Below are 26,117 nucleotides of genomic sequence, written 5' to 3'. Positions count from 1 at the left end.
GCTCAAGCGGCAGCAAGCCGCAAGCCAAAAAAGGGAGGTTGCCATGGCGCCATGGCAGGATCGCGCACACTTCAACCGTGCGCTCGTACGTGTCTCTCACACCGTCTCCATCCTGATCGCAACCATCGCATTCGCGCTTCCGAACATTGCCACAGCCGGTGATGTCCCGACCTTCGCGGTCGATGCGTCCTGGCCGAAGCAGCTCCCGAACAACTGGATCATCGGCCAGATCGGCGGGATCACCGTGGACTGGCAAGGGCACATCTGGGTGATCCACCGTCCGCGCTCGCTGATCGACGGCGAGAAGGCCGCGACTCTCGACCCGCCGCGGGCAAAATGCTGCGTGCCCGCGCCGCCCGTGCTGGAATTCGACGTCGACGGCAATCTGCTGCGGTCCTGGGGCGGGCCCGGCGACGGTTACGAATGGGTCGGCCGCGAGCATGGCATCGAGGTCGATGAGCGCGGCTTTGTCTGGATCGGCGGCAATGCCGACAACGACAGCGCCATCCTGAAATTTACGCTCGACGGCAAATATCTCGGCCAGATCGGCAAGATCGCGCCGCGCACCAACAGCAACGACACCACGCAGCTCGGCCGGCCCGCCGAGATCGCGATCGACAAGGACGCCAACGAGCTCTACATCGCCGACGGCTACGGCAACCGCCGCGTCATCGTGTTCGACGCCACCACGCTGGCGTACAAGCGGCATTGGGGCGGCCACGGCAAGACCCCGAACGACGACAAGCAACCGCCCTACGATCCAGGCGCTGCATCGCAGGAGCAGTTCGGCAATCCCGTCCACTGCATCAAAATCGCCAATGACGGCCTTGTCTATGTCTGCGACCGCAGCCAGGACCGCATCGAGGTGTTCAGGAAAGACGGCACCTTCGTCAGGGAGTGGGTTTATGAGAAGGACAGCCGCGGCGACGGCGCGGTGTTCGATCTGGCGCTGTGGCCGGATCCGAAGCAGACTTACCTGTTGAATGCCGACGGCACCAACAACGAGATCCGCGTCATCAGGCGCGAGGACGGTAGCGTGGTCGGCACCTTCGGCCACACTGGCCGCAATGCCGGTCAGTTCGCCCTGCTTCACGCCATGGCCGTCGACGCCAATGGCAACGTCTATACCGGCGAGGTCGAGGGCAAGCGCATCCAGAAATTCAGGCTGACCTCGGACGCGCTCAAATAGCGCCTCAACGCATTTTGCCCAAAAGTTAACCGACGGATGACGCTACGACGCAGCGTCATCCGGCTTTAGGCGCATTGCCGCCGCCCCTGGGACCGGCTACGGAGTCCGGCGGAACAAGGCTCCGCAAGAGAGCCGTCCGCATATTTGACAATGGAGGAAACCCTTTATGACGACGACGTTCGCGCGCCGCTCTGCGGCCCTTCTTGCCTGCGCCGCTTTCGGTTTTGCCACATCCGCCTATGCCCAGGAAAAAGGACAGGACAAGACTGCCACGATCGGCGTGCTCAACGACATGTCGAGCCTTTACGCCGATATCGGCGGCCCCAACGCGGTGATGGCAGTCAAGATGGCGGTCGAGGATTCCGGCCTGCTGGCGAAGGGCTGGAAGATCGAGGTTCTCAGCGGCGATCACCAGAACAAGCCTGATGTCGGCGTCAACATCGCGCGCCAATGGATCGACACCCAGAAGGTCGACGCGATCGCCGATACGCCGAACTCCGGCGTGGCGCTGGCCGTCAGCAACCTCGTCAAGGAAAAGAACGCCGTCCTGCTCAACAATGGCGGCGCCAGCGCCGACCTCACCGGCAAGGCCTGCAACGCCAACACCATCTCCTACAGCTACGACACCTACATGCTGGCCACCGGCACCGGCAAGGCGCTGACCAAGGCGGGCGGCGACACCTGGTTCTTCCTGACCGCCGACTACGCCTTCGGTGCTGCGCTCGAACGTGACACCAGCGCGGTCGTCACCGCGAACGGCGGCAAGGTGCTGGGCGGCGTCAAGCATCCGCTCAATACGTCGGACTTCTCGTCCTTCCTGCTCCAGGCGCAGAACTCGAAGGCCAAGATCGTCGGACTCGCGAATGCCGGCGGCGACACCACCAACTCGATCAAGCAGGCGGCCGAGTTCGGCATCGTCGAGGGCGGCCAGAAGCTCGCGGCGCTGCTGCTGTTCATCAATGACGTGCATTCGCTGGGCCTTAAGACCGCCCACGGCCTGACCTTCACCGAATCCTTTTACTGGGACCTGAACGACAACACGCGTGCCTGGTCGAAGCGCTTCCAGGAGAAGGCAACCAACAAGGCGATGCCATCGATGACCCAGGCCGGCAATTATGCGGCCGTGTTGCATTATCTGAAGGCGCTCGAAGCGCTCGGCGGCAATCCGCATGATGGCGCCAAGGTCGTCGCCAAGATGAAGGAAATCCCGACCGACGATCCGCTGTTCGGCAAGGGCCCGCTGCGCGAGGACGGCCGGCGCATCATCCCGGCCTATCTGTTCGAGGTGAAGAAGCCCGAAGAGTCGAAAGGCGCGTGGGACTATTACAAGCTGGTCGCGACCATCCCGGCGGAAGACGCGGCCAAGCCGCTCAAGGACAGCGAGTGTCCGTTGGTGAAGAAGTGACCGCGTAGCGGTCATCCCGGGGCGATGCGAAGCATCGAACTATGGTGCGCAATTGCGCACCTGAGGATCTCGCACGGCATTGATGCTGCCGTAGGGTGGGCAAAGCGAAGCGTGCCCACCACTTCTTGAAGTCATGGAGAGATGGTGGGCACGGCGCAAGTGCGCCTTTGCCCACCCTACGAGACTGTCTTCGTACTCGCCAACGTCCGCACCGCGATGGCCACGCACAGCACCATCAACGCTGCGGCCAGCAAGAATGGCGCGCCGGGCAGATGCAGCGGCGCGCTGCCGCCGATGAAATATGAGAACGTCAGCGTGAACAGGAACGGGCCGACGAGCTGCGCCACGCTCTGCACGCTCGAGGTCGCCCCCTGCAGCTGGCCCTGTTGATCGGGCGCGACCAGCCGCGTCATCAGCGCCTGAAGCGCGGCACCCGCGATTCCCCACAGCGACATCACGGGAATGCCGAGCCAGAACAGCAGTCCGGTCGGCGCGCTGCCGAAGATCGCAAAGCCGACGGCCCCGCAGCACAATCCGAGCAGCAGCGTGCCGCGTTCGCCGAGCATGCGTACGATCGGAGCGATGGCGAGGCCCTGCACTACCATGGCGCAGCCGCCGACCATCGCGAGCGTCAGTCCGACGGTCTTGGAATCCCAGCCATAGCGATAGGTCGCATAGAGCACGAAGGTCGACGGCAGCACGACATGCGCGACCTGGGCGATGAAATTGACGACCGACAACGCCATCAGTCCCGCATTGGAGCGCAGCAGATGCACGGCCCCGACCGGATTGGCGCTGGCCCAGCGGAACGGCGCGCGCTTCTCCCGCGCCAGTGATTCCGGCAGGATCAACAGGCCGTAGAGCGCATTGGCAAAGCTCAAACCCGCCGACGCCCAGAACGGTAGCCGCGGATCGATATCGCCGAGCAGGCCGCCCAGCGCCGGGCCGAGGATGAAGCCGGCGCCGAACGCCGCACCAATTTTGCCGAACACCGCCGCGCGCCGCTCCGGCGGCGTGATGTCGGCGATATAGGCGAACGCGGTCGAGATGCTGGCCGAGGTGATGCCGGAAATCACGCGGCCGACGAACAGCCAATTCAGCGATGGCGCGAGCGCCATCAGCACGTAGTCGGCGGCGAGCCCGAAATTCGACAGCAGCACCACCGGCCGGCGCCCGAAGCGGTCCGACAGCGCGCCGAGCAGCGGCGAGAATACGAATTGCATCAGCGCCCAGGCCGTGCCGAACAGGCCGAAGATGCGGGCTGCATGCGCGGTGTCGTTGCCGACGAAGCTTTCGATCAGCTTGGGCAGGATCGGCATGATCACGCCGAGCGCGAGCATGTCGAGCAGGATGGTAACGAAGATGAAGGCGACCGCACCGCGCCGGACAGGCGCAGCGCCTTGCGCTATCGCCTCGCCGGCCTCTCCGGTCACGATGGCCGCTTGCGCTTGTGCGCGAAGGGATTGGCCTTCTCGCGCAGGGTGATGCGCACTGGCGTACCAGGCAGGTCGAAGGCCTCACGCATCGAGTTGATGAGGTAGCGCAGGTAAGACTGCGGCACGGCGTCCGCGCGCGAGCAGAACAGCACGAAGCTCGGCGGGCGCGCCTTGGTCTGCGTGATGTAGTTCAGCTTCAGCCGGCGGCCGGACACCGCAGGCGGCGGATTGGCCTGGACCGCCTCCTCGAACCAGCGATTCAATGCCGCAGTCGAGACGCGCTTGTTCCAGAGCGCGTAAGCGTCCTGGATCGCCTGCATCAGGCGATCGATGCCTTCGCCCATCAGGCCGGAGACGGCGACGATCGGCACGCCCTTGACCTGCGGCAGCCAATGGTCGGCGTCGCGGCGCAACGTCGAGATCGCGCCGCCGCCCTTGGTCTCCATCAGGTCCCATTTGTTGACCGCGAGCACGACGGCGCGTCCCTCGCGCTCGATCAGATCGGCGATCCGCAGATCCTGCTCCTCGAAACGGTTCTGCGCATCCATCATCATCACGACGACTTCGGCAAAGCGCACCGCGCGTAGCGCGTCCGCAACCGAGAGCTTTTCCAGCTTCTCCTCGATGCGCGAACGGCGGCGCAGGCCGGCAGTGTCGAACACGCGAAATTCGCGGCCCTTCCAGTTGATCTCGACCGCGATCGAATCGCGCGTGGTGCCGGCTTCCGGGCTCGTCAGCAGGCGCTCTTCGCCGAGCAGATGGTTGATCATGGTCGACTTGCCGGCATTGGGACGGCCGACGATGGCAACCCGGATCGGGCGCGTCGCGGCCTCCTCCTCGGAGAGCGGCTCGTCGTCCTCGGCCTCATCTTCGTCGACAGGCGCCGGCATCAGCTTGGCGAGCTCGTCGTACAGCTCGCCCATGCCCTCGCCATGCTCGGCCGAGACCTGGATGGGATCGCCGAGGCCGAGCGCGAAGGATTCCATCGCGCCGGCATCGCCATGCTTGCCTTCGCTCTTGTTGGCGACCAGCAGCACCGGCTTGTTGGCCTTGCGGGCGAAATCGGCGAAGGCGCGGTCAGTGGGCGTAAGGCCGATGCGGGCATCGATCACGAAGAACAGTGCATCGGCCTGCGCGATCGCCGCCTCGGTCTGCTCCTGCATCCGCGCCGTCAGCGAACCCTTGGCGCCTTCGTCGAGGCCGGCCGTGTCGATGATGGTGAATTCGAGATCGCCGAGCCTGGCCTCGCCTTCGCGGCGGTCGCGGGTGACGCCGGGCAGATCATCGACAAGCGCGAGCTTCTGTCCCACCAGGCGGTTGAACAGCGTCGACTTGCCGACATTGGGTCGGCCGATGATGGCGATCGTAAAGGACATTGGTCATTCGTGCGCCGTCGAGGTAGCGCCTGTCAAATCGGTGAAAAATATCAGCGCGAGAAACTGCCGCTGGGCATCGGCGCGGGGAAGGCCCCCTGCGTCTGCTGTTGCTGGGTGGTCTGCGCCGATTGCGCCGGCTGCTGTGCGGGTTGATCCGGCGGAGGCGCGGTGGTGCGCTTGCGCACGATCTTCTGCTTGGGCGGCGGAGCGGCCTGTGCCGGCGCCGCCTCGGGCTGGGCCTCGCCGTCGACCTCACCGGCCGGCGCTTCAGCCGGTGCGGCTGCGGTCGGCTGCCTGGTCTTCTTCCCCTTGGCGGATTTCGACGGTTTCGTCGGCTCAGCGGGCGGCGGCTCGGCCGGCAATGCCGCGACGGCAGGTCCGTTCGGATCCTGCTGCTGCTGTGCGCCCTTGTACATGTCCTTCGGCACGCCCTGCTCCAGGCCCGGCACGCCCTCGGGGAACACCGGCTTGCGATCGCCCGGCAGCTTCTTCTTGGTGTCGAGGAAGTCGAGGAGATCGCTCGGATCGAAGCTGGAGCAGCCGCCCAGGACGCCCGTGAAGGCGATCAGGACGGCGGCGGCAGCGATCAAGCGGGGCGTGCGGCGCATATCAGTATCTCGTGTCTCAGCTCACTTGGCTTAGCTTACTTGGCTTAGCTTACTTGGCCGTCAGCTTTTGGCGACGGGCGGCAGCAGGGCCTGAAGCGCTTCGGCGCGCGAGCGCAGGCCCGGCGGCGTTTCGCCGTCCTCGGCGATCGCATCGACCCATTTGCGGGCCGCGGTCATGTCGTTGTTGCGCCAGGCCGACAGCGCCAGCATTTCGCGGGCGCTGTGGCGGAAGGTCGATTTGGGCTCGGCAGAGGTTTCCAGCCGCTGCCGGATATCGGCGTAGCTCACGCTGTCCACCAGCAGGCCGGCGGCGCGAATCTTGGCAAGATCCCGCCATTCGCTGCCGACACCGCTGTCAGCGGCGATGTCGTCATACATCTTGGCCGCCGCCTTGGGATCGCGGGCCGATGCCTCGGCCGCGGCACGGAGCCGCGCCAGGGTGCGGTAGCCAGATGGAGCCTTGCCAGCGAGATCGGCAAAGGCCGTCTCGGCCTCCGCGTGCTTGCCCTGCTCCGACAGCTCAACGGCCTTCTCGAAGGTCGCACCGGCCTCGGCGGCCTTCTTGGCCTCCAGGTACTGGTAGCCGCGCCAGCCGCCCACGGCCGCCACGATCAGCACCATCAGGGCGATGAAGTAGAGCGAATATTTGTCCCACAGCTTCTTGAACTGTTCGCGACGTACTTCCTCGTCGACTTCGTCAAATAATTCAGACACTTATGCCAATCCCATGCCCGGCCGGGAGCGCGCGCCAGATCGTGCGCGTCTAAAGCCCGTCCCCACGTGCGGCGGCGATAACCTATCGATATGGCGGAGGCAAGGCAAAGCAAGCCCGATCAAGGCGTTAACGCGCGGCCCGGGATAGCCCGGGGGCGAGGCGCGCCCCGCTCAGGTCCCTACCAGAGCTCCCGCAACTGCCGCTTCAGCACCTTGCCATTGGCGTTGCGCGGGAGGGGCTCGGCCGTGATCGTCATCGTCTCCGGCACCTTGTAATCGGACAAACGTTCGGCGCACCAGGCCCGTAAGTCGTCACTCCCGGCCTGCATGCGCGTGACCACCACGGCGTGGACGCGCTCGCCCAGCACCGGACATGGCTTGGCGATGATCGCGCTCTCGACCACGGCGGGGTGGCCGGCCAGCACGGACTCGACCTCGGCCGAATAGATCTTCAGGCCGCCGCGATTGATCATATCCTTCTGCCGGTCGAACACGCGGACGAACCCTTGCGCATCGACCGAGCCGAGATCGCCGGAGTGCCAGAATCCGCTGGTGAAACTTTCGGCGGTGGCCTTCGGGTTGTTCCAGTAACCCTTGATGACGGAGGCGCCCTGAATCCAGAGTTCGCCGATCTCGCCATGCGGCAGCTCGCGCCCGTCCGCCCCCATCGCGATGATCCGCGCACCGGGACACGGCAGACCGACGCTGTCGATATGGCTCGCCGTCAGCTCGCCCGGCATGATGGTGGACGGCGACGTCGTCTCGGTCGAGCCGTAGCAGTTCGCAAGCTTCAGGCCCGGAATTGTCGCCTTGAGCTTCTCGATGGTCGCGACCGGCATCGGCGCGCCACCGAAGCCACCGATGCGCCAGCTCGAGAGATCATAGCTGTCGAAATCCGGCTGCAGCAGACAGAGATTGTACATCGCCGGCACCATCACCGTGTAGGTGACGCGCTCGCGCGTGGCGAGCTTGAGATATTCCGCGGCCTTGAACTCCGGCATGATGATCAGCGCACCACTGCTGCGGATCATCGTCGTGATGTTGGCGACGACGCCGGTGACGTGGCCGAGCGGCACGGCTGCGATCGAGCGGTCGGCTGCCGTCAATTGCAGGCAAGACACAAACACCATCGAGGAATGCACGATGTTGCAATGGGCGAGCATCGCGCCCTTCGGTTTGCCTGTTGTGCCCGAGGTGTAGAGGATCATAGCGGTATCCTCCTCGCTGACTTCGACGGGCGTCAGGGCTGTTGGGTTGTCGGCAAGTACGGCGAAACGTGACAGCTGCGCGTCATCATCGGTTGCGATGCGATGAACCACGTCGGGAACATCCCGCGCATCGGGTAACCGCTCGGCGAGCGCCGCTTCGTGGATCAGTATCCTGGCGCCGCAATCGGTGAGAACATAGGCGATCTCCGGCTTCTGCTGGCGCGTGCTGAGCAGCACGGTGACCAGCCCCTCATGCGCGGCGGCAAACAGCAGCAGCGGAAATTCGATGCGGTTGCCGAGCAGGATGGCAACGCGGTCACCGCGTCGCAGCCCCAGCTTGCGAAAGCCCGATGCAATCCGCGCCGCCTGATCCATCGCCTGCCGCCAGCTCAGCCGGACATTGCCGCAGATCAGCGCTTCGCCGTCGCCGTTGCGCGCGGCGGCCTCCGCGATCATCGCCCACAAGCTCGAGGGCCGATCGGTGAAGGCCGGGACCACCCGATCGCCAAAACGCGCCTCGAAACGCATCGGCGGAATCTGAGATTGCGACCAGTCCATCGGAGGGTCCTCGGCTTGTTGCTTTTGTCACCTTCCGCGCATGCGCACGCGGGTGCCGTCTTGCGCTGATCGGCTAGCCACCCATCACGGGAACACCGATCACGACAGGATGGAATGCAAACGCCAGCGCCAGATAGGCGACGATGCCGACCGCAACCGCAATCAGATCGTTGGTGACGCCACCCACGGGAATCGGCGGGCCGCCGCTATCGGTGCGATGCTTGAGCGAAATGCGGTCATAAACCGCCCAGCCCAGAAACGAGCCGAACAGGATGATGGAGCCGAGATCGCCATTGGCGAGCAGATGCGCCGCCGCCCACAGCTTGATGCCGGCGAGCATCGGATGCTTCAGCGTCGCATAGATGCGCCCGCGCAAATATGACGCGACCACCAGGATGACGGCAGGCAGCATCAGCGCCACCGTGATGTGCTTCATCGCCTTCGGCGGATACCAGACCTCGATCCAGCCGGTCGTGCGATAATGGCTAAAGCCCCAGACGATCAGCGCCAGCCCCGCGAGCGAGACAACCGAATAGAGGATCTTGTAGGTCCCCTCGCCTAGCCGCGCGATCGCCTGCGCGCGTGCGTCTCGTTTCGTTGTGAAAACATGGGCGGCGAAAAACAGCACCAGCCCCAGGATCATGACCAGCAGACCCACGACATCCTCCCCTCAACCAGCGCCCCCGCCTATGGCGTATCATCGATTGGCCGCCGGTCGCAACTGATGCGCTACCTGCCAGTCTCGCGGTTATCGACGTAGCGGATCGCGATCGGACGCCCGGCCAGGGCACCGCCAAGGCCGTTGGTGAATTTCAGCGGGAGGCAGGCATTCAGTGAGGAATTGATCGCGATCAGATAGGTCGTCCGTGTATCGGCCGGGACGCCTGCGGTCGCATATGTCAGGCGCGGCGGACCGATCAGGCCGCCGGTCTTGTTGAAGCTGAAGCGCACCGACATCTGCATCCCGGTTCGCGCATTGTCCGACGGCGGCGACCAGCAGGTGCGCAGCTCGGCGAAGAGGTCGCCGATCGTATCGAGATCGTGATCCGGCTTCTGGTATTTGGCGCGGTCGGCGTCTGACGGGACGCTCTCGATCGTGAGCTGGAGGTTCTCCCCGTAGGGATAGTCCATCTCGGGAATGCAGGGGCCGTGCTCGAGCACGCTGCAAAAGGACGGCGTGCAGGGCCGGCCGTCGAGCACGCTGCACGGCTCGTGCGAAAACGGGATCGGATTGATCTGCCGACGCTGCGCGTCAGCGGCGACCATTGATATCGCTAGCAGGATCAGAACAAGGATGCCGCGCCACATCAGCAGAACGTGGCACCGCCAGAGATTCCGTCAAGCCCGCGGGCGTTCACATGCTCGCGCTCAAGCAGCTGTGGCCCCGCCCTACCCCTTCTTCTTGACGTCCTTGACGTTGGTGAACTCGATCCCTTCGGCGCGTTCCCTGGTATAGCCGAGATAGAATTCGTTCCTCGCGAGGTAAACGGGATCGCCGTCAACGTCGTCGGCGATGCTCGAGGTGTTGGCGGCGAGGAAGGTATCGAGCTTCTTGCGGTCCTCCGAGGAGACCCAGCGCGCCAGCTGGAACTCGCTGACCTCGAACTCGACCGGCAGCGAATATTCCGCATCGAGCCGCGCCTTGAGCACATCGAGCTGCAGCGCACCGACCACGCCGACCAGCGCCGGTGCGCCGTCGCGCGGACGAAACACCTGCACGACGCCCTCTTCCGACATCTGCTGAAGCGCTTCCTTCAGCTTCTTCGCCTTCATCGCGTCGGTGAGACGGACCCGGCGGACGATTTCAGGCGCGAAGCTCGGCACGCCAACGAAGTTGAAATCCTCGCCCTCGGTCAAGGTATCGCCGATGCGCAGCGTGCCGTGATTGGGAATGCCGACGACATCGCCGGCAAAGGCCTCGTCCGCAACAGAGCGGTCCTGGGCGAAGAAGAATTGCGGGCTCGACAGCGGCATGCTCTTGCCGGTGCGCACCAGCTTCGCCTTCATGCCGCGGCTAAGCTTGCCGGAGCAGAGACGCGCAAACGCGATACGGTCGCGATGGTTCGGATCCATATTGGCCTGGATCTTGAACACGAAGGCGCTCATGCGCGGATCGGTCGCTTCGACCTTGCGCTGGTCGCTGTCCTGGGCCCGCGGTTCGGGCGCGAACTTGCCGAGGCCTTCCAAGAGATCGCCGACGCCGAAATTGCGCAGCGCGCTGCCGAAATAGACCGGCGTCAGATGGCCCTCGCGAAACGCGTCGAGCTCGAATGGCTTTGAGGCTTCAGTCACGAGCTCGAGTTCGTCCTTCACCGCGGAGACGTCGAGGTTCGCATTGAGCTTGGTGAGCTCAGCGATCTCGATCTGCTGCGCCGCGCCCGTCTTGGCACCGCCGCCTTCGAGCAGACGCACGCCGCCATTGGCGACGTCATAGGTGCCGAGGAAGTCGCGGCCGCGGCCGACCGGCCAGGTCATCGGCGTGGTGTCGAGCGCCAGCGTCTTCTCGATCTCGTCGAGCAGCTCGAACACGTCGCGACTCTCGCGATCCATTTTATTGATAAAGGTGATGATCGGGATGTCGCGCAGGCGACACACCTCGAACAGCTTTCGGGTCCGCGCCTCGATGCCCTTGGCGGCGTCTATCACCATCACGGCGGAATCGACCGCCGTGAGCGTCCGATAGGTGTCTTCCGAAAAGTCTTCGTGGCCCGGCGTGTCCAGGAGGTTGAAGACGAGGCCCTCGAACTCGAAGGTCATGACCGAGGTCACGACCGAGATGCCGCGCTCGCGCTCGATCTTCATCCAGTCCGAGCGGGTGTTGCGCCGTTCGCCCTTGGCCTTGACCTGGCCGGCCAGATTGATGGCGCCGCCGAACAGCAGCAACTTTTCGGTCAGCGTGGTCTTGCCGGCGTCCGGGTGCGAGATGATCGCAAAGGTGCGCCGCCGCGCCACTTCAGCGGCAAGCGGGGAACGGGCCGGCGATTCGGCTGTAGTGGCGATGTCGGACATGGGGGGAGCGTTTGGCAGGGAAAATGGGCCTGATCAAGCCTCATGTGGTGATTGCGGAGCCCTTCGGCCAGCCCCATATCGCTTTGGATCAGACAGATCTTTGCGGAAGGACGACCTTCCTGCTCATCAGCATATCAGCCTGCGGGGACGACCTTGCCTTGAATGGAGGGGCGTCATGGCCTGGAGCATCCTGTTCGTCGCCGGTCTGCTGGAAGTCGGCTGGGCAATCGGCCTGAAATACACCGAAGGCTTTTCGAAGCTCGTTCCGTCCGTTTTGACGCTTGCGGCCATGGCTGGCAGCGTCATCCTGCTCGGCCTTGCCCTCAAATCGCTCCCGATTGGAACCGCCTACGCGGTGTGGACCGGCATCGGTGCGGTGGGCACCGCGGCACTCGGGATCATCCTGTTCGGCGAACCCGCCACCGCACTCCGCCTCGCCAGCATCGGCCTGATCGTGGCCGGCATCGTCGGGCTGAAGCTCGTTACTTGAAGATCTGGACCGCCCACCAGCTCAGCGCCGCGACGATGGCCGAGGCCGGGATCGTGATCACCCAGGCATAGACGATCGAGCTCGCCACGTTCCAGCGCACCGCCGAAACGCGGCGGGCGGCACCGACGCCGACGATCGCGCCAGTGATGGTGTGGGTGGTCGAGACGGGAACGCCGAGGAAGGTGGCTATGAACAGGGTCGCAGCACCTCCGGTCTCGGCGCAAAAGCCCTGCATCGGCGTCAGCTTGGTGATGCGCAGGCCCATGGTGCGGACGATGCGCCAACCGCCCATCAGCGTGCCCAGCGCCATCGCAGCCTGGCAGGACAGCACCACCCAGAACGGCACGGTGAACTCGCCACCGAGATGACCCTGCGAATAGAGCAGCACGGCGATGATGCCCATCGTCTTCTGCGCGTCATTGCCGCCGTGGCCGAGCGAATAGAGCGACGCGGAGGCAAACTGCAGGATGCGGAACGCGCGGTCGACCGCGAACGGCGTCGACCGCACCGAGAGCCAGGACACGATCGCGACCAGCATCATTGCAAGCAGGAAGCCGACCAGCGGCGACAGCACAATCGCCAGTACCGCCTTGGTCAGTCCGCTCCAGACCGCCGCCGATAGTCCGGCCTTGGCCATGCCGCCGCCGACGAGGCCGCCGATCAGCGCATGCGATGACGAGGACGGAATGCCGAGCCCCCAGGTCACGAGATTCCAGACGATGGCGCCGACAAGTGCTGCGAAGATCACCTGGGCGTCGACGATCGCGGGATCGATGATGCCGGTGCCGATGGTCTGGGCAACGTGCAGACCGAACACCATGAAGGCGACGAAATTGAAGAACGCAGCCCAGATCACCGCGAATTGCGGCCGCAGCACCCGGGTCGAGACGATGGTCGCGATCGAATTGGCAGCGTCGTGCAAGCCGTTCAGGAAGTCGAACAGCAGCGCGACGGCAATCAATCCGACCAGGACGGGAAGACCCAACGCAGCATCCACGGCGCGTTCCCTGCCCTAAACCTGTTCAATAACGATGCTGTTGATCTCGTTCGCGACGTCGTCGAAGCGATCGGCCACCTTCTCGAGATGGTCGTAGATTTCGACGCCGACGATGAAGTCCATCGCACTGCCGTCGCGGTGCTTGAGGAACAACTCCTTCAGCCCGATGTCATGGAGGTCGTCGACGCGGCCTTCGAGCTTGGTGAGCTCTTCGGTGATCGCGGTCAGCATCGCGACGTTGGGTCCGATCGACTGCATCAGCGGCAGCGCACGTCCGACCAGATTGGCGCATTCGATCAGCAGCGCACCGATCTCGCGCATCGGCGGCTCGAAGGTGCGGACCTCGAACAGCATCACGGCTTTGGCCGTCTGCTGCATCTGGTCGATGGCATCGTCCATCGAGGTGATGAGGTTCTTGATGTCGCCGCGGTCGAACGGTGTGATGAAGGTGCGCCGCACCGCCGTCAGCACCTCACGGGTGATGTTGTCGGCATCGTTCTCGAACTGGTTGACGCGCTGGCAATAAACCGGCGTCTCCTCGCCGCCCTTCAGCACGCCCTGGAGCGCGATCGCGCCCTGGATCACAGTCTGGGCGTGGCGGTCGAACAGGTCGAAGAACCGTTCTTCCTTGGGCAGGAAAGCGCGAAACCAACGCATCATGGGGATAGTCTACCGGTTGGACATGGCCCGGCCCGAACCGGCCGTCACAAAACCGTCATAGACCATTTTCGCCCCGCGCGCGTGTTATCTCGCGCCCGCGGAGCCGGATCATCCACCGCTTTCGCGCACCCATAGAATTGGTGCGATATCAATGATTTAGAGCGATCTCCGGAAGTAATGAGCAACTTCACCAACGACGCCACGGCGGAAGGTGAGTACGCAGATCACGAAGATCGAGCCCTGGATCACCGTCACCCACTGGCCGAAGCCAGCGAGATATTGCTGCATGGCGATGATCGCGAAGGCGCCGACCACGGGACCAAAAATGGTGCCAAGACCGCCGACCAGCGTCATCAGCACGACTTCGCCCGACATCGACCAGTGCACGTCGGTGAGCGAGGCGTTCTGCGCCACGAACACTTTCAGCGCGCCGGCAAAGCCTGCCAGCGTCCCCGACAGGACAAACGCGAGGAACTTGTACTGGTCCGTCCGGTAGCCGAGCGAGATGGCGCGCGGCTCGTTCTCGCGGATCGACTTCAAAACCTCGCCGAACGGCGAGTTGATGATGCGATAGATCAGCAGGAAGCCCGCGAGGAAGCCGACCAGCACGACGTAATAGAGCACGGTCGGCTTGGACAGATCGAACACGCCGAACATGCGCCCTTGCGGAATGCCCTGGATGCCGTCCTCACCATGGGTGAACGGTGCCTGCAGATAGATGAAGTACAGCAGCTGCGACAGCGCCAGCGTAATCATCGAGAAATAGATGCCCTGGCGGCGGATCGAGATGTAGCCGGTGATGAGCGACAGCCCGAACGCCGCGGCGATGCCGACAAGGATGCCGAGTTCAGGCGGCAGCGCCCACACTTTCAGCGCGTGCGCGCTGCAGTAGCCGGCGGTGCCCATGAACATCGCATGGCCGAACGACAACAGGCCGCCATAGCCGATCAGAAGATTGAAGGCGCAGGCGAGCAGAGCGAAGCAGAGCGCCTGCATCACGAAGAACGGGTAGATGCCGCTGAACGGCACCGAGGCCAGCAGCAGCGCCATCACCACGAAGACGATCATCTCGTCACGCATCGCGCGCGGGGTCATCGGCAGCGTGTCGTCCGTCAAGGCTGTCATATCAGGCTGCCCTTCCCGTCAATCCCGTTGGCTTCACCAAGAGCACCAGCACCATCAGCACGAACACGACGGTGTTGGAGGCCTCGGGGTAGAAATATTTGGTCAGGCCCTCGATCACACCGAGCGCGAAGCCGGTGATGATGGAGCCCATGATCGATCCCATGCCGCCGATCACCACCACCGCGAACACCACGATGATGAGGTCGGCGCCCATCAGCGGCCGGACCTGGTTGATCGGCGCCGAGAGCACGCCAGCGAGCGCGGCCAGGCCGACGCCGAGACCATAGGTCAGCGTGATCATGCGCGGCACGTTGATGCCGAAGGCACGCACCAGCGTTGGATTTTCAGTGGCGGCGCGCAGATAAGCACCAAGCCGCGTCTTCTCGATCAGGAACCAAGTGGCGATGCACACCACCAGCGAGAAGATGACGACCCAGGCGCGATAGACGGGTAAGAACATGAAGCCGAGATTCACCCCGCCCTTGAGCTGGTCCGGGATGGAGTAAGGCAGGCCCGACGAGCCGAAATAGTTCTGGAACACGCCCTGCACGATCAGCGCGATGCCGAAGGTCAGCAGCAGGCCGTAGAGATGGTCGAGCCCGGTCAGGAATTTCAGCATGGTCCGCTCCAGGATCATGCCGAAGATGCCGACGATGATCGGCGCCAGCAGCAGCGCCCACCAGTAACTGATGCCGCCGAGGTTCAGCAGGAAATACGCGACGAAGGCGCCCATCATGTAGAGCGCGCCATGGGCGAAATTGATGATGTTGAGCATGCCGAAGATGACGGCGAGCCCGAGACTGAGCAGCGCGTAGAACGAGCCGTTGATCAGTCCCACCAGTAGCTGTGCGTAGAGAGCCTGCATCGATCCAGCACCCAGTCCCTTCGGCGTTCCCAAAGTAGCGCCCGCCGGCTCACCGCCGGCGGGCTGTTGGTCTTACTTCTTAAGCAGCGCGCACTTGCTCTCGGAGAGCGGCGTGAAGGCCTGGTCGCCCGGCACCGTGCCGACGAGCTTGTAGAAGTCCCACGGTCCCTTGGACTCGGAGGGCTTCTTCACCTCGAACAGATAGGCGTTGTGGATGGTGCGGCCGTTGGGCTGGATCTCACCCTTGCCGAACAGTTCGTCTTCCGTCGGCATCGACTTCATCTTCTCGACGACCTTGACGCCGTCATGCGGATTGCCGCCGAGCGCGTCCAGCGCCTTGAGATAGTGGCGCACGCCCGCATAGACACCCGCCTGCACCATGGTCGGCATCGCACCGTTCTTCATCTTCTCCGAGAACCGCTTGGAGAAAGCCCGGGTCTGGTCGTTCATGTCCCAGTAGAAGGTCTCGGTGAAGTTCAGGCCCTGCGCGGTTTCCAGACCGATCGCCTTGACGTCGGTGAGGAACAAGAGCAGCGCCGCGAGCTTCTGGCCGCCCTTGACGATGCCGAATTCGGCGGCCTGCTTGATCGTATTGGTGGTATCGCCGCCGGCATTGGCAAGGCCGATGATCTTGGCCTTGGAGGCCTGCGCCTGGAGCAGGAAGGACGAGAAGTCCGGCGTATTGAGCGGATGCTTGACGCCGCCGACGACCTTGCCGCCGTTGGCGGCGATGACGGCAGTGGTGTCGCGCTCCAGCGCCGCACCGAAGGCGTAGTCCGCGGTCAGGAAGAACCAGGTGTCGCCGCCGGCCTTCACCAGCGCCTGGCCCGTGGTGTGGGCCAGCATGTAGGTGTCGTAAGTCCAGTGCACGGTGTTGGGCGAGCACTGCGCGTTGGTGAGGTCAGAGGTCGCCGCACCCGAATTGATGTAGACGCCGTTCTTTTCCTTCACGACGTTGTTGACGGCGAGCGCCACGCCGGAATTCGGCACGTCGACGATGATGTCGACCTTGTCGACATCGAACCACTGCCGCGCAATCGCGGTGCCGATGTCCGGCTTGTTCTGGTGATCGCCCGAGATGATGTCGATCTTCCAGCCCTTCGCCGCGAGGCCGGAATCTTCCACCGCCATCTGGGCTGCGAGCGTCGAGCCGGGCCCGCCGAGGTCGGCATAGAGACCGGACTGATCGGACAACGCGCCGATCTTGACCGTCTTGTCCTGCGCGAAGGCCGCGCCAGCGGTGGTAACGGCCAACGCCGTGCCGAGCAACAACGATGCAATCGACTTTTTCATGCTACTTCCCTCGTGAATCTTCCCGTGACCGTCCGACCTTTGGTCGTACTAGACGCCGAGATAGGTGTGGAGCTTGTCCATGTTGGCGGCAAGCTCCGCATTGGAAAATCCGTCAATGATCTTGCCGTGCTCGACGACGTAATAGCGGTCGGCAACGGTGGAGGCGAACCGGAAGTTCTGCTCGACCAGAAGGATCGTGAAACCTTCCTTCTTCAGCCGCGCAATGGTGTGACCGATCTGCTGAATGATGACAGGCGCGAGACCTTCGGTCGGCTCGTCCAGCATCAGGAAGCTGGCGCCGGTGCGCAGGATACGCGCGATCGCGAGCATCTGCTGCTCGCCGCCGGACAGCTTGGTGCCCTGGCTGTTGAGCCGCTCCTTCAGGTTCGGAAACAGATCGAAGATCTGTTCGAGCGGCAGTCCGCCGGGGCGCACCACCGGCGGCAGCAACAAATTCTCCCGCACATCGAGGCTCGAGAAAATTCCCCGCTCCTCCGGACAGAACGCGATGCCCATGCGCGCGATCTTGTCGGAGGTCGCGCGGATGATGTCCTGATTGTTGAACTTGATCGAGCCGGCACGCTTGCCGATGATGCCCATGATCGACTTCAGCGTGGTCGTCTTTCCGGCGCCGTTGCGGCCGAGCAGCGTGACGACCTCGCCCGCGTTCACGTCGAAATTGATCCCGTGCAGGATGTGGGACTCGCCGTACCAGGCTTCGAGGTTGCGGACCTGGAGCACATTGCCGCCGGTTGCGGCCTTCGCCGGAGCGTCGGCCATTGCAGTCTCAGGCATGACCGGCTCCCAGATAGGCTTCCTTGACGCGCTCGTCCTTGGTGAGTTCGCTGTAGTGGCCCTGCGCAAGCACCTGCCCGCGCGTCAGCACGGTGATGATGTCGGAGAGATTGGCCACGACGCTCAGGTTATGCTCGACCATCAGAATGGTGTATTTCGCCGAGATGCGCTTGATCAGCGCCGCGATCTTGTCGATGTCTTCGTGGCCCATGCCGGCCATCGGCTCGTCCAGCAGCATCATCTCCGGATCGAGCGCGAGCGTGGTTGCGATCTCGAGCGCGCGCTTGCGTCCATAGGCCATCTCGACCGCAGGCGTGTTGGCGAACTCGCTGAGACCCACATCGTTCAACAATTCACGCGCGCGGTCGTTGAACTGATTCAGCACCGACTTGGAGCGCCAGAAATCAAAGGAGCTGCCGTGCTGGCGCTGAAGCGCGACACGGACATTCTCCAGCGCGGTCATGTGCGGAAATACCGCCGATATCTGGAACGAACGCACCAGCCCCAGGCGCGCGACATCGGCCGGCGCCATCGCGGTGATGTCCTGTCCCTTGTACAGGATTTTTCCGGCAGACGGTTTGAGGAACTTGGTCAGAAGATTGAAGCACGTCGTCTTGCCGGCCCCGTTCGGACCGATCAACGCGTGAATACTCCCACGGCGGACCTTGAGCGCAACGTCGCGGACGGCGAAGAAGCCCGCGAACTCCTTGGTCAAGCCTTCCGTTTCGAGAATGAACTCATCGGCCAAACAGATTTCCCCCTGCCCGCGCAATACGCGTGGCTGTCTTGTTGCTTCGGCTTTCCGGAGGCCTTGGAGCCTTCCCGGAACGCCGCCTCCGGGCGCGGAATATGCCGGAGGTGACGGGGGTTAGGCAAGGCGGAAAGCTGAGCAGATCAGGCCTCCGGCCGGGAGTCTTATGCTCCCTTAGTTGGAGGTTTTGTGATGTCGCCTGCCGGCCTCCCGGTTCGCAAGACACCGGTCATCAAGCCGTCGTTAACGGTCTTTGGTCCCGCGCGCCAGCCTTCATCAAAAATTTTACCGCTACGGCGATCATGTGCGGGTTTCATCCGCCGGGAATATTGTTTTGGATTTCGCCAGCGCCCCTCCCTCCGCCGTCAAGTCGATCAAGCAGCGTGACCTGCTCAACACGTGGCTGCGACTTTATGCGCGCCAGCAGACTACGCCGGCGATCTGGGAGTATCAGCCCGCGCGACTCGAGGAAGAGCTGTCCGATCTCATCTACTACACGGTGGACAATTCGACGCCGACGCCGCGCCTGACCATTCAGAGCGAGGGCACGCGGATCTCACGCGCCTACGGCCATACCGGCAAGGGAATTCTGCTGGAGGACTATGTCGGGCCGCGGCTCGCACCCTACGTGATGCCAGTCTATCATGAATGCGTCGCGCGCGGGCTTCCGGTCTACAGCGTGGCCGACGTCGACGACATCTACGGCCGCATCGTTGCCTGTGAACGGCTGCTGCTGCCTTTCCTGACCGACGACAAGGTCAGCCACGTCATCGCGTCGCTCAAGACTTTCTGCGAGGACGGCGGCTTCGAGATCAAGAATCTGCTGCGCGGAAATGACGCGCTGCCGCGGCCGAAACTGCGCATGGTGATCGACCGCGATCTGTTTCACCGCGCTCCGGGCCGTATCGCGGCCGCTGACGTCGTCGAATTCGCCGATCAGCCCAGCGGTCCGAGCGTCACCGCCGAGATCATCGAGCTGAATTAGCTCCTGCGCGATTTGGCGCCGACTTCCTTGTCGTAGATATCCGGCTTGAAGCCGACCAGGAGCTTGCCGCCGATTTCGAGCACCGGCCGCTTGATCATCGATGGTTGCGCTAGCATCAGCGCGAGCGCCTTCTTCTCGGTCAGGCCTTCCTTGTCGGCATCCGGCAACTTCTTGAAGGTGGTGCCGGCGCGATTGAGCAGCGTCTCCCAGCCGAGCTTGTCGCTCCATTGCTTGAGCTTGTCCTTCTCGACGCCGGCAGCCTTGTAATCGTGGAACTCGTAGGTGACGCCATGGGTGTCAAGCCAGGCGCGCGCCTTCTTCATGGTGTCGCAGTTCTTGATGCCGTAGATGATGTTGGGCAAGACGGTCCTCGCGCATGCGTCGTGACGTGCTGTGGCGTTGTACGAAACTCCGCTTCGCGCGACAATATTGCCAACGACGCTTTCGACATCTTCCGAACGGACACACCATGCACGTCACCCACGATCCCGCCGCATCCGCCTCGCCGACCATCGACTTCAACACGTTCCTCGCGGTCGATATCCGCGTCGGCACCATCGTCGATGCCAAACCGTTTCCCGAGGCGCGCAAGCCGGCCTGGCGGCTGTGGATTGACTTCGGCCCGGCCATCGGCGTGCGCAAGAGCTCGGCGCAGATCACCGAGAACCATCCGCTCGAGACGCTGGTCGGACAGCAGGTCGCCGCCGTCGTCAATTTCCCGCCGCGCCAGATCGGACCTGTCGTCTCGGAGGTGCTGACGCTCGGCTTCCCCGATGCTGACGGCAAGGTCGTACTGATGCAGCCGAGCAAGCCGGTGCCTAACGGCGGGCGGCTGTTCTAGCGACAGACATCGCCTTCGCCGGCCGACCGCCCATCGCTTCATTCTTCTGTTTCATCGGCCCAGCCGCCGGGACTTGACCTTTGCCGATAAAAATGACTGACTGGTCGTTTTTTATTATATGCGGCTCTATTCAGTCTGCTCCTCGCAATTCCCTAAAACGATCAATCTGTCAGTTATTTATGGACGAGACGGATGCCCAAGATCAGCGACAAGAAGCGTGAAGACCGGCGTCAGCAGATTCTCGAAGCGGCGCTCGCCTGCTTCTCGGAAGACGGATTTCACCAGACCGGCATGGCCGACATCGTAAAGCGGTCGGGCCTGAGCCACGGCGCGGTCTATCTCTACTTCCAGAGCAAGGACGATTTGATCGAGGCGCTGGCCGACGACCGGCATCGCCGCGAGGCCGTGCTCAACTCGGTCGCGCAAGGCTCCGGCGATCCGATCGAAGGACTGCACGCACTGGTGCGCGTCTACGCGCAATGGCTCACTGATCCCGCAGGCGAAGCCCGGCGCCGTGTCGGCATTCATGGCTGGGCCGAGGCGCTGCGCAACCGCCGCGTCCGCACCAGCGTCGTCGAAGGCATCGACATGCCGCGCGCGCTGATCGTGGCCCTGGTCGAGCGCGCCCAGCACGACGGCCTGATCAAGCGCGACCTCGGCGCAGACGCGATCGCGCGCGTGCTGGTCGCGATCTTCCAGGGCTTTGTGCTGCAAAAATGCTGGGGCGAGGATTTTGACGTCGCAGCCTGCATGGCGACCGTCACCGGTGTGATCGACGGCTTTCGCACGACCAAGCCCGAGATCAAGCGACGAACAAGGACGTGAGCGATGTCCGGAATTCACGACCTCCTCGCCGGCGCCGGTGTTGGTCTCATCGGCGGCCTGACCTCCGGCTTCATGGGCACGAGCCCGGGCGGCGGCCTCGTCATATTCGCCGTGCTGCTGCTCGGCGCGGAGCAGCACGTCGCGCAAGGAACGTCGCTGATCACGCAGGTCCCGCCGACAGGCCTCGCCGGCGTGCGCCGTTATTGGCAGAACGGCAATCACAGCCCCTTGCCATGGATCGCCTGGATCGGCGTCGGATTTCTCATCGGCGGCACGGGCGGCGGCTATGCCGCGGCCGCCGTCTCCGACGCGGTCCTGCAATGGACCTACGTCACCTATCTCGTCGCGCTGATCGCGCTGTTGATCCTGCGTCGTGACCGCAAGGACGGCAGCAGCGACGCCGGCGATCGGGACCAACTGCCGTGGCTCTCCCTGCTCCTCATTGGCGTGCTTGCCGGCTTTTCATCCGGCTTCATGGGCATCGGCGGCGGACTCGCGATCACGGTCGGCCTCGCCGCAGGGCTGCGCGTGCCTCAACACCAGGCGCAGCTCGTCAGCCTCATTTTCTCGGTCATCCCGACCAACATCCCGGCAGCCTGGATCTACTGGAGCAAGGGACTGATGGCCGGCTGGCCGGCCATCATCGGAATCATTGCCGGCCTCTGGATCGGCACCGATCTCGGCGCCCGCGCGGCGAACGGCGTCAGCAAAGCGGTGCTGCGCCGAACCATGATCGCGCTCGTCGCCCTGATGGCGCTCTACATGAGCTACAAGGCGCTGAGCTAGTTTTACGGACGCTTTGGGATGTTGAGCCCGCGCTCAACGGCCGGACGCGCCAGCCCGCGCTCGAGCCAGGAAGCGACCGACTTGAACTGGCTGAACCCGACGAGATCGCCGGCGCCGTAAAAGCCGATGAGGTTGCGCACCCAGCCGAGCATGGAGATGTCGGCAATGGTGTAGTCGTCATCCATGAACCATTGCCGGCCGGCGAGATGCGTCTCCATCACGCCGAGCAGCCGCTTGGCTTCGCTGACGTAGCGGTCGCGCGGCCGCTTGTCCTCAAAATCCTTGCCGGCGAATTTGTGGAAGAAGCCGACTTGGCCGAACATCGGCCCGATGCCGCCCATCTGGAAGTGCACCCACTGGATGGTCTGGTAGCGGCGCGCGGCGTCCTGCGGCAGCAGCTTGCCGGTCTTCTCCGCGAGATATTGCAGGATCGCACCGGACTCGAACAGCGGCAGCGGTCTGCCGCCGGGGCCGTTGGGATCGAGGATCGCCGGGATCTTGCCGTTCGGATTAAGCGAGAGGAATTCCGGCGTCTTCTGGTCGTCCTTGCCGAAGTCGACGAGATGAACCTCGTAGGGCAGCCCGATCTCCTCCAGCATGATCGAAACCTTGACGCCGTTCGGCGTCGGCAGCGAATAAAGCTGAAGTAACTCCGGATGCTTGGCAGGCCAGCGTTTGGTGATCGGAAAGACGGAGAGATCGGACATCGGAACCTACAATCTGCTGTTGAAGCGCATCCAATCTAGGCGAGGCACAGTATGACACAAGGCTCAATAATTGATCTCCATCCGCAATCCGCGCGGATCGATCTCATCCCCGCCAACGCGCTGCGTGCTGTCCCGCGCCGCGACTGCGCATGCGCAGGCATCGACGAGATCGTCGCGGCCGATACCAGTGCCGTGCCGCTGCGTCAGCCATTTTTCGATCTTGATGAAGCCCCGGTCTCTCAGCAGCTTAATACGCTGCTCGCGGCCTCGCGGTGATGACTTCGGTTCGAGCTGGATCTGACCGGCAAGATTCCAAAAGATCAATTCCGGATGCGCTTCGCTGATCGTCGCCTGGCGTTCTGGCGCCATCATCGCGTCCACCTCTCTGATTTTGTCTCTAATGTTCCAGAGCTGAGCCGAGACGCCCTTGTCGTTATGCTGCCAGTAGTGCTTATTCGCCGCCGCCATGTCGGAAAACAACCAGAGGTCGCGACGGGCCCCGAGAAATACGGCGGGCCCCACTAATTTGCGCGCCAGCTTGTCACAACATCGATAGCCTTCAGCCTTCAATCCGATCGGCATGTCGATCATCGCGCGCGCATGCGGCACAGAGAGCAAACGCGTGAGGCCCGGCGAATAGTCGAAGCCTTGTTGGCCGCGATCATCGATCCACGCGGCAACCCAGCCGAAGCGAAACCCGTCGAGACCGAGATAGGTTGGCACGTCCTGATCCCCGACGGGCAAACTTCAGCGGTCAGCCTGCGGCCGCCTGGTAGGCCAGGCGCTTGAATTCGAAGAAGAACGGATTCCAGAACCCCAGATGGCGCTGGGCCATCAGGACGCCGGCGGTATTGGCCTCAGGGCAGATCCACCAATGGGTGCCGGCGAGCCCGCCCCACTGGAATTCGCCCGTGGAATTCGGAGGATCGAACTGCGTCGGCGCGAAGGTCACGGCGCCGCCGAGGCCAAAGCCCTTGCCCGGCATCGGCCCGAGATTGGCAAAGCGGATGACTTGGCCGGCGGGCAGCTGGTTGGTCATCATCTGCCGCAGCGTCTCCGGCTTCAGCAGCGCGTCCGATCCGGGCACCAGCGCACGCACCAGCGCGAGCATGTCCGGCAGGGTTGAGACCAGGCCGCCGCCACCCGACAGCCGCGGGAACGGCCGTCGATAGGCCTGCGGATAAGGCAGATTGTCGGCGCGGGTGAGGCCCGGCTTCGTCGGATCAAGTACGTCGGCGCCGGTATAGTGCGCGACCAACCTGCCCTGCTGCGCCTCGGGCACGGAGAAGCCGGTATCGGTCATGTCGAGCGGATCGAAGATGCGTGCCTTGAAGAAAGCGTCGAGTGATTTGCCCGAGACGACTTCGACCACGCGGCCGAGCACGTCGGTCGCCACCGAATATTCCCAGCTGGTGCCGGGATGATAGGATAGCGGCAGATCGGCGAGCTTGTCGATCATGTCGGTCAGCGGTGTCAACGGATTGAGCACGCGCGCATCGTTGTAGCCTTTGAACAGCACCGTCCCGGGATCGAAGATGCCGTAGCTGAGACCCGAGGTGTGGGTCAGAAGGTGCCTGATCGTGATCGGACTTTTCGCCGGCTCGACATCGGCGAGGCTTGCCGCGCCCTGCTTCAGCACCTTGCGATTGCCAAGCTGCGGCAGGAATTTTTCGATGGGGTCATCGAGCCCGATGCGGCCCTCCTCGACCAGCAGCATGATCGCAGAGGTGACGAATATCTTGGTGTTGGAGAAGGCACGAAAGATATGGTCCGGCCGGAGCGCCGTCTTCGCCTCGCGATCGGCAAAGCCGACGCATTGCTGGTCGACCACCTCGCGCCCGCGCAGCACCGCCCAGGAGACGCCGGGGACGATCTCCTGATCGACGTAACGCTGCATCGCCGTCCGTGCAGCGGAAAAATCCGGTGCCTTATTTGTTGTCCTGGCGTCCATAAATAGTCCCCTCCCCGAATTGGTTGCGATGGATATAGCAACGAATCGGCCCTGTGGAAGCCCACTCGCGCGAGGCGTGGGCGGCGCTGGCAACACCCCACATTTTTGTTTCGCCGCGTGTTCGCCCCCCCGCGAGCAACACAACGAAAACGCCAGCAATCCTTGTGGCAAGACCTCGTTAAGCGCGCGACCTTTAGCCTCACGGTCATGTTCAGCGTATCCCAGACTTCATCAAGGATGACCGGCAATGACCTCGATCTCCGCAACGACCACCAATTCCTACTCCCCACTCGACCGCCTCAAGAGCGAGCTCACCAAGGAAGTCTCGGCGGGCACCATCTCTTCGAGCGATGAGTCCGCGCTCTCGTCCGCGCTCGACGACATCGATTCGTCGCTCAAGAGCGGCGCATCGAGCGCGAGCTCCTCGTCTCCGCCCTCGGCTGACGAGATGCAGTCCAAGATCGACGATCTCATCCAGAACGAGGTGTCGAGCGGCAAGCTGACCAGCGACCAGGCCAGCGAGCTGAAGAACGTGTTCGCCAACACCTTCTCCGGCAGTGCCAATGGCGCCGGTGGACCGCCGCCGCCGCCCGACGGCAGCAGCGACTCTTCGAGCACGAGCAGCACCAGCAGTACGGACTCGACCTCGTCGTCCGATTCCTCGTCCAGCTCGTCTTCGACGACCACCGCAGAGTTGATGAAGGAGCTGATCTCGCTGCTCCAGAACGCAACCAGCCAGTCGACCTCCTACAGCTCCAGCGGCAACTCGGCGTCCTCCAACGCATCGAGCGCGCTGCTCGTCGACTATTCAACCTAAACCCCACGGCCCGGCGCGCTATCGCCGGGCCGTCATTCCTGCTTCACCAACGCCGTCATGTGCAGACGACGGCGGATGTGCATGCCCTGGCGCTGATAGAGCGCAATGGCGGAATTATTGTTCGAAAACACGTGCAGGAACGGAATCTCGCCGCGCGCCTCGATCTGGCGCGCGACCGCTGCGAGCAGCGCCTGCGCGTAGCCGCGCCCGCGATAGTCGGGGTGAACGCAGACCGCGGTCATCTCGACGAACTTGCCCGGCTTCATGCGCTCGCCCGTCATCGCGACCAGCTCGCCACCGGCGCGAATGCCGAGGAACGTGCCTAGCTCGTGCGTCCGCAACGCAAACGGCCCGGGCTTGGTCAGCGCCGTCAGCGCCATCATCGCGGGAACGTCGGCCTGACCAAGTGTAACAATCTCGGCGTCGCGAAGCGGGCTATCGGCGGGCGATCCGATCATCTGCTCGCCGGTCTCGGCCAGCACCACCTTGAAGCCTGAGGGAACATCGACCGGCTCTGGCGTGAACAGCGCTGCGACCTGCGAGGGCGACATGAGATCACCGAGCGCGGCAAAGCTTGCCGCAGACATGTCGACCATGTCGGCGAACGGCGTCATGTCCACGGGATAGCGCCGCGCCCGTGGGCCGCCTTCGGCCAGATGCTTATGGCTCGTGGTCAGCGCGCTCCAGATCGGACGATCCAGCAGCCGCACATCGCTGTCGGGCACC

The 26,117-nt window shown here is 63.6% G+C and carries 28 protein-coding genes; 8 read left to right on the top strand and 20 right to left on the bottom strand.

Annotated features, from left to right (window positions below; all coding sequences use genetic code 11):
• Positions 1 to 43 precede the first annotated feature (43 nt).
• Positions 44 to 1,189, top strand: a complete 1,146-nt coding sequence (locus tag V1280_RS03385) for a hypothetical protein (protein WP_334518958.1) — start codon at positions 44 to 46, stop codon at positions 1,187 to 1,189.
• 166 nt (positions 1,190 to 1,355) lie between these two features.
• Complete coding sequence (locus tag V1280_RS03380) at positions 1,356 to 2,594, top strand: ABC transporter substrate-binding protein (protein ID WP_334518956.1); 1,239 nt, start codon at positions 1,356 to 1,358, stop codon at positions 2,592 to 2,594.
• A gap of 176 nt (positions 2,595 to 2,770) precedes the next feature.
• Here V1280_RS03380 and V1280_RS03375 read toward each other — a convergent pair whose 3' ends face one another.
• From V1280_RS03375 to V1280_RS03340, 8 genes are all read right to left on the bottom strand, one after another.
• Positions 2,771 to 4,027: a TCR/Tet family MFS transporter gene (locus tag V1280_RS03375; RefSeq protein WP_334518954.1), complete on the bottom strand. Its 1,257-nt coding sequence runs from the start codon at positions 4,025 to 4,027 to the stop codon at positions 2,771 to 2,773.
• Entirely contained in the window at positions 4,024 to 5,406 is a 1,383-nt protein-coding gene (gene der, locus V1280_RS03370) for a ribosome biogenesis GTPase Der (RefSeq protein WP_334518952.1), read from the bottom strand. Before der ends, V1280_RS03375 begins: the two co-directional genes overlap by 4 nt.
• A 50-nt stretch (positions 5,407 to 5,456) precedes the next feature.
• Positions 5,457 to 6,014, bottom strand: a complete 558-nt coding sequence (locus V1280_RS03365; protein ID WP_334518950.1) for a hypothetical protein — start codon at positions 6,012 to 6,014, stop codon at positions 5,457 to 5,459.
• 60 nt (positions 6,015 to 6,074) lie between these two features.
• Positions 6,075 to 6,728 (bottom strand): tetratricopeptide repeat protein, encoded by a 654-nt coding sequence (locus tag V1280_RS03360; RefSeq protein ID WP_334518948.1) that lies wholly within the window; start codon positions 6,726 to 6,728, stop codon positions 6,075 to 6,077.
• A 179-nt stretch (positions 6,729 to 6,907) separates the two neighbouring features.
• Positions 6,908 to 8,494, bottom strand: a complete 1,587-nt coding sequence (locus V1280_RS03355) for a class I adenylate-forming enzyme family protein (RefSeq protein ID WP_334518946.1) — start codon at positions 8,492 to 8,494, stop codon at positions 6,908 to 6,910.
• A 73-nt stretch (positions 8,495 to 8,567) separates the two neighbouring features.
• Positions 8,568 to 9,152, bottom strand: a complete 585-nt coding sequence (locus V1280_RS03350) for an NnrU family protein (RefSeq protein ID WP_334518945.1) — start codon at positions 9,150 to 9,152, stop codon at positions 8,568 to 8,570.
• Between the two features lie 71 nt (positions 9,153 to 9,223).
• Positions 9,224 to 9,802, bottom strand: coding sequence for a hypothetical protein (locus tag V1280_RS03345; protein WP_334518944.1), 579 nt, complete (start codon positions 9,800 to 9,802; stop codon positions 9,224 to 9,226).
• Positions 9,803 to 9,883: 81 nt separating this feature from the next.
• Positions 9,884 to 11,503 (bottom strand): peptide chain release factor 3, encoded by a 1,620-nt coding sequence (locus V1280_RS03340; protein ID WP_334518942.1) that lies wholly within the window; start codon positions 11,501 to 11,503, stop codon positions 9,884 to 9,886.
• Between the two features lie 175 nt (positions 11,504 to 11,678).
• On the opposite strand from V1280_RS03340, the gene sugE reads away from it, so the two are divergent.
• The gene (gene sugE / locus V1280_RS03335) at positions 11,679 to 11,993 is read left to right on the top strand and encodes a quaternary ammonium compound efflux SMR transporter SugE (RefSeq protein WP_334518941.1); all 315 of its coding nucleotides are present in this window, start codon (positions 11,679 to 11,681) and stop codon (positions 11,991 to 11,993) included.
• Here sugE and V1280_RS03330 read toward each other — a convergent pair.
• The 7 genes from V1280_RS03330 to V1280_RS03300 form a co-directional block, all read right to left on the bottom strand.
• Positions 11,986 to 12,990 carry an inorganic phosphate transporter gene (locus tag V1280_RS03330; RefSeq protein WP_334518940.1) on the bottom strand — a complete coding sequence of 335 codons (1,005 nt, stop codon included), beginning with the start codon at positions 12,988 to 12,990 and terminating at the stop codon, positions 11,986 to 11,988. The genes sugE and V1280_RS03330 overlap by 8 nt on opposite strands.
• 15 nt (positions 12,991 to 13,005) lie before the next feature.
• The gene (locus tag V1280_RS03325) at positions 13,006 to 13,650 is read right to left on the bottom strand and encodes a DUF47 domain-containing protein (protein ID WP_334518938.1); all 645 of its coding nucleotides are present in this window, start codon (positions 13,648 to 13,650) and stop codon (positions 13,006 to 13,008) included.
• A 156-nt stretch (positions 13,651 to 13,806) separates the two neighbouring features.
• Positions 13,807 to 14,775 (bottom strand): branched-chain amino acid ABC transporter permease, encoded by a 969-nt coding sequence (locus V1280_RS03320; RefSeq protein ID WP_334518937.1) that lies wholly within the window; start codon positions 14,773 to 14,775, stop codon positions 13,807 to 13,809.
• A 1-nt stretch (position 14,776) separates the two neighbouring features.
• Entirely contained in the window at positions 14,777 to 15,640 is an 864-nt protein-coding gene (locus tag V1280_RS03315) for a branched-chain amino acid ABC transporter permease (RefSeq protein ID WP_334518935.1), read from the bottom strand.
• A 72-nt stretch (positions 15,641 to 15,712) separates the two neighbouring features.
• Complete coding sequence (locus V1280_RS03310; RefSeq protein WP_334518933.1) at positions 15,713 to 16,933, bottom strand: ABC transporter substrate-binding protein; 1,221 nt, start codon at positions 16,931 to 16,933, stop codon at positions 15,713 to 15,715.
• A 48-nt stretch (positions 16,934 to 16,981) separates the two neighbouring features.
• On the bottom strand, positions 16,982 to 17,728 hold the full coding sequence (locus V1280_RS03305) for an ABC transporter ATP-binding protein (RefSeq protein ID WP_334518931.1): 747 nt from the start codon (positions 17,726 to 17,728) through the stop codon (positions 16,982 to 16,984).
• Positions 17,721 to 18,476, bottom strand: a complete 756-nt coding sequence (locus V1280_RS03300) for an ABC transporter ATP-binding protein (protein WP_027535192.1) — start codon at positions 18,474 to 18,476, stop codon at positions 17,721 to 17,723. The genes V1280_RS03305 and V1280_RS03300 overlap by 8 nt, the downstream gene beginning before the upstream one ends.
• A 337-nt stretch (positions 18,477 to 18,813) precedes the next feature.
• On the opposite strand from V1280_RS03300, the gene V1280_RS03295 reads away from it, so the two are divergent.
• Positions 18,814 to 19,464 (top strand): hypothetical protein, encoded by a 651-nt coding sequence (locus tag V1280_RS03295; RefSeq protein ID WP_334518927.1) that lies wholly within the window; start codon positions 18,814 to 18,816, stop codon positions 19,462 to 19,464.
• On the opposite strand, the gene V1280_RS03290 is transcribed toward V1280_RS03295, so the two are convergent.
• A complete protein-coding gene (locus V1280_RS03290; protein ID WP_334518925.1) occupies positions 19,461 to 19,826 on the bottom strand; it encodes an ArsC family reductase in 366 nt (121 codons plus the stop codon). The genes V1280_RS03295 and V1280_RS03290 overlap by 4 nt on opposite strands.
• A gap of 107 nt (positions 19,827 to 19,933) precedes the next feature.
• Here V1280_RS03290 and V1280_RS03285 point away from each other — a divergent pair, with 107 nt between their 5' ends.
• The 3 genes from V1280_RS03285 to V1280_RS03275 all read left to right on the top strand — a co-directional run bounded on the left by V1280_RS03285 (position 19,934) and on the right by V1280_RS03275 (position 21,916).
• Positions 19,934 to 20,305 carry a tRNA-binding protein gene (locus V1280_RS03285; protein ID WP_128961888.1) on the top strand — a complete coding sequence of 124 codons (372 nt, stop codon included), beginning with the start codon at positions 19,934 to 19,936 and terminating at the stop codon, positions 20,303 to 20,305.
• Positions 20,306 to 20,497: 192 nt separating this feature from the next.
• Positions 20,498 to 21,130, top strand: a complete 633-nt coding sequence (locus V1280_RS03280; protein WP_334518922.1) for a TetR/AcrR family transcriptional regulator — start codon at positions 20,498 to 20,500, stop codon at positions 21,128 to 21,130.
• A gap of 3 nt (positions 21,131 to 21,133) precedes the next feature.
• Positions 21,134 to 21,916, top strand: a complete 783-nt coding sequence (locus V1280_RS03275) for a sulfite exporter TauE/SafE family protein (protein WP_334518920.1) — start codon at positions 21,134 to 21,136, stop codon at positions 21,914 to 21,916.
• Between the two features lie 2 nt (positions 21,917 to 21,918).
• On the opposite strand, the gene V1280_RS03270 is transcribed toward V1280_RS03275, so the two are convergent.
• From V1280_RS03270 to V1280_RS03260, 3 genes are all read right to left on the bottom strand, one after another.
• Positions 21,919 to 22,623 carry a glutathione S-transferase family protein gene (locus V1280_RS03270; protein ID WP_334518918.1) on the bottom strand — a complete coding sequence of 235 codons (705 nt, stop codon included), beginning with the start codon at positions 22,621 to 22,623 and terminating at the stop codon, positions 21,919 to 21,921.
• A gap of 63 nt (positions 22,624 to 22,686) precedes the next feature.
• On the bottom strand, positions 22,687 to 23,346 hold the full coding sequence (locus V1280_RS03265; protein WP_334518916.1) for a DUF429 domain-containing protein: 660 nt from the start codon (positions 23,344 to 23,346) through the stop codon (positions 22,687 to 22,689).
• A gap of 31 nt (positions 23,347 to 23,377) precedes the next feature.
• Entirely contained in the window at positions 23,378 to 24,574 is a 1,197-nt protein-coding gene (locus V1280_RS03260) for a serine hydrolase domain-containing protein (RefSeq protein ID WP_334518914.1), read from the bottom strand.
• 247 nt (positions 24,575 to 24,821) lie between these two features.
• Here V1280_RS03260 and V1280_RS03255 point away from each other — a divergent pair, with 247 nt between their 5' ends.
• The gene (locus V1280_RS03255; protein WP_334518911.1) at positions 24,822 to 25,391 is read left to right on the top strand and encodes a hypothetical protein; all 570 of its coding nucleotides are present in this window, start codon (positions 24,822 to 24,824) and stop codon (positions 25,389 to 25,391) included.
• A 32-nt stretch (positions 25,392 to 25,423) separates the two neighbouring features.
• Here V1280_RS03255 and V1280_RS03250 read toward each other — a convergent pair whose 3' ends face one another.
• Entirely contained in the window at positions 25,424 to 26,116 is a 693-nt protein-coding gene (locus V1280_RS03250) for a GNAT family N-acetyltransferase (RefSeq protein WP_334518909.1), read from the bottom strand.
• Between the last annotated feature and the right edge of the window lies 1 nt (position 26,117).

The organism is Bradyrhizobium sp. AZCC 2230 (genome assembly GCF_036924495.1).
GTDB classification, from domain to species: domain Bacteria; phylum Pseudomonadota; class Alphaproteobacteria; order Rhizobiales; family Xanthobacteraceae; genus Bradyrhizobium; species Bradyrhizobium rifense.
This window is presented reverse-complemented; position numbering and strand designations above follow the sequence as displayed.

Bases quoted from the DNA above. Each gene is read 5' to 3' on its own strand.
- V1280_RS03285 (WP_128961888.1), top strand. From the start codon at position 19,934: ATGCACGTCACCCACGATCCCGCCGCATCCGCCTCGCCGACCATCGAC.
- V1280_RS03320 (WP_334518937.1), bottom strand. From the start codon at position 14,775: ATGACAGCCTTGACGGACGACACGCTGCCGATGACCCCGCGCGCGATG.
- V1280_RS03310 (WP_334518933.1), bottom strand. From the start codon at position 16,933: ATGAAAAAGTCGATTGCATCGTTGTTGCTCGGCACGGCGTTGGCCGTT.
- V1280_RS03385 (WP_334518958.1), top strand. From the start codon at position 44: ATGGCGCCATGGCAGGATCGCGCACACTTCAACCGTGCGCTCGTACGT.
- V1280_RS03275 (WP_334518920.1), top strand. From the start codon at position 21,134: ATGTCCGGAATTCACGACCTCCTCGCCGGCGCCGGTGTTGGTCTCATC.
- V1280_RS03355 (WP_334518946.1), bottom strand. From the start codon at position 8,494: ATGGACTGGTCGCAATCTCAGATTCCGCCGATGCGTTTCGAGGCGCGT.
- V1280_RS03255 (WP_334518911.1), top strand. From the start codon at position 24,822: ATGACCTCGATCTCCGCAACGACCACCAATTCCTACTCCCCACTCGAC.
- V1280_RS03365 (WP_334518950.1), bottom strand. From the start codon at position 6,014: ATGCGCCGCACGCCCCGCTTGATCGCTGCCGCCGCCGTCCTGATCGCC.
- V1280_RS03305 (WP_334518931.1), bottom strand. From the start codon at position 17,728: ATGCCTGAGACTGCAATGGCCGACGCTCCGGCGAAGGCCGCAACCGGC.
- V1280_RS03345 (WP_334518944.1), bottom strand. From the start codon at position 9,802: ATGTGGCGCGGCATCCTTGTTCTGATCCTGCTAGCGATATCAATGGTC.
- V1280_RS03380 (WP_334518956.1), top strand. From the start codon at position 1,356: ATGACGACGACGTTCGCGCGCCGCTCTGCGGCCCTTCTTGCCTGCGCC.
- V1280_RS03280 (WP_334518922.1), top strand. From the start codon at position 20,498: ATGCCCAAGATCAGCGACAAGAAGCGTGAAGACCGGCGTCAGCAGATT.
- sugE (WP_334518941.1), top strand. From the start codon at position 11,679: ATGGCCTGGAGCATCCTGTTCGTCGCCGGTCTGCTGGAAGTCGGCTGG.
- V1280_RS03340 (WP_334518942.1), bottom strand. From the start codon at position 11,503: ATGTCCGACATCGCCACTACAGCCGAATCGCCGGCCCGTTCCCCGCTT.
- V1280_RS03260 (WP_334518914.1), bottom strand. From the start codon at position 24,574: ATGGACGCCAGGACAACAAATAAGGCACCGGATTTTTCCGCTGCACGG.
- V1280_RS03270 (WP_334518918.1), bottom strand. From the start codon at position 22,623: ATGTCCGATCTCTCCGTCTTTCCGATCACCAAACGCTGGCCTGCCAAG.
- V1280_RS03325 (WP_334518938.1), bottom strand. From the start codon at position 13,650: ATGATGCGTTGGTTTCGCGCTTTCCTGCCCAAGGAAGAACGGTTCTTC.
- V1280_RS03315 (WP_334518935.1), bottom strand. From the start codon at position 15,640: ATGCAGGCTCTCTACGCACAGCTACTGGTGGGACTGATCAACGGCTCG.
- der (WP_334518952.1), bottom strand. From the start codon at position 5,406: ATGTCCTTTACGATCGCCATCATCGGCCGACCCAATGTCGGCAAGTCG.